Here is a 2,063-nt window from a genome sequence, read left to right as displayed (position 1 = left end):
GAGATGGGTATAAGAGTCAGCGGTTGCCGGGACCGGGCTCGCTTTTTTGTTGTAGGTGAGCGGTGACCTGCACCAATGACCTTGGCCCGAAACTACAGGCCGAAAAAAATATTGGCAAGACCAATTAATAAAAAAAACAAATTGGACTGACCAGTGGGGTCGGGGCGTCGCCTGGCATTGCATCATTGACTGAACCCAGGTCCATTTCGACAGGTCACTGGTTTGTCAGGAATGAAAAACAGGATGGACCCTCTGATGCGACCTATTGCCCTTACCGGCCTCTCTTTTGCCGCGCTTCTGTGCGCGGCCTGTTCAAGCCAACCGCCCGCCACCTGGAGCTACGCCGACGCCCAGGGACGAGCCAATCTCCCCCCCGACCAAGCCTACCCCGAGCTTTTTGAAGCGGTGCAGCGTGGGCAGGTATTCACCGACCAGAAGCATTTCGTGGATGCATTGCCCAACCGTGATCCGGCCTGGATCCGCGCCGATTACCTGGCCCAACGGGGCCGCGACGGCTTCGATATCAAGGCCTTCGTGAAAGACAACTTCATCGAGTCCGGCGCAGCCGAAAGTCCAGCCCCCAGGCCCGGCGCTCCGATCAAGGAACACATCGACCACCTCTGGCCGGTGCTGAGCCGCTCCTACAGCCAGGTGCCGGCCTACAGTAGTCTGTTGCCATTGCCGCAGCCGTATGTGGTGCCCGGCGGACGCTTTCGCGAGATGTACTACTGGGATTCGTATTTCACCATGCTCGGGCTTGAGCAAAGCGGCGATAAAGCCCAGGTCCGCCAGATGACCGATAACTTCGCCTACATGATCGACACCTACGGTCACATCCCCAACGGCAATCGCACCTACTACCTGAGCCGGTCGCAGCCGCCATTCTTTGCCTACATGGTGGAGTTGCAGGCGCGCATCGAAGGCGACCAGGCCTATGGGCGATACCTGCCGCAGTTGCAGAAGGAGTATGCCTATTGGATGGAGGGCGCCCAGGCGCTCAAGCCCGGTGACGCTGCCCGACATGTGGTCAAGCTCGCCGATGGCAGTGTGCTCAACCGCTACTGGGATGCCAGCCCGACGCCTCGACAGGAGTCCTGGTTGCAAGACGTCAGCACCGCCGAACAGGTGCCGGAGCGGCCCAAGGAGGAGGTTTGGCGTGATCTGCGCGCCGGTGCCGAAAGCGGCTGGGACTTCAGTTCGCGCTGGTTGGACGACGGCCAGAACCTGGCGAGCATTCGCACCACGGCCATCGTGCCCGTGGACCTCAATAGCCTGATCTATCATCTGGAGCACACCATCGCCAAAGCCTGCGAGACGGTGCAAAACATGGCCTGTGTCCAGGCTTATGGCCGGCGCGCCGAACTGCGCCAGCGGGCCATCGAGAAATATCTATGGAATACCGATAAAGGCTTCTACGTGGACTATGACTGGCAACGCAACCAGCAACGCCAAGGGCTCACGGCCGCGACGCTGTTCCCGCTGTACACGGGCCTGGCCTCTGTCGAGCATGCCAATCGCACCGCCGATGCGGTGCGTGACGGCCTGTTGCGCCCTGGAGGTGTCGCCACCACCCAGGTCAGCAATGGCCAGCAATGGGACGAACCCAATGGCTGGGCACCGCTGCAATGGGTCGCGGTGGAAGGGCTGGAGCGCTACCAGCACACCGCGCTGGCGCAACAGATCGGCAGTCGTTTCTTGCAGCAAGTCGAGAACCTCTACGGCAAGGAAAACAAGCTGGTGGAAAAGTACGACCTGTCCGGACGCGGCGATGGTGGGGGAGGCGGCGAGTATGAATTGCAGGATGGCTTTGGCTGGACCAACGGGGTGACGCTCATGTTACTGGGCAAGTATGGCGAGACGTCTCAAAGCCTGGTGGGTAAGTAAATGCCACACACACATCCCCTGTGGGAGCGGGCTTGCTCGCGAAAGGGGTGGTTCAGCCACATTGAAGGTTGCTGACACGCCGTCTTCGCGAGCACGCCCGCTCGCACAGGGGATGTGGGGTGTGTCTCAAGCGTCAGCATAGCCTCGGGAGCAACCTGTGCGGGGCGCACAGCTCCAGG

At 60.6% G+C, this 2,063-nt stretch carries 1 protein-coding gene; it reads left to right on the top strand.

Annotated features, from left to right (window positions below; all coding sequences use genetic code 11):
- The first annotated feature begins 255 nt into the window (after positions 1–255).
- Positions 256–1,884, top strand: coding sequence for an alpha,alpha-trehalase TreA (gene treA, locus HGO40_RS30395; protein WP_250966050.1), 1,629 nt, complete (start codon positions 256–258; stop codon positions 1,882–1,884).
- Positions 1,885–2,063: the final 179 nt, after the last annotated feature.

Origin of the sequence: Pseudomonas sp. CG7 (genome assembly GCF_023701885.1) — a bacterium.
GTDB lineage: Bacteria > Pseudomonadota > Gammaproteobacteria > Pseudomonadales > Pseudomonadaceae > Aquipseudomonas > Aquipseudomonas zanjanensis.
Note: the sequence above shows the minus strand (reverse complement) of the source record. Positions and strands in the feature narration are given on the sequence as shown.

Excerpts from the sequence above, each read along its gene's own strand:
- treA (WP_250966050.1), top strand. The coding sequence starts at position 256 with ATGCGACCTATTGCCCTTACCGGCCTCTCTTTTGCCGCGCTTCTGTGC.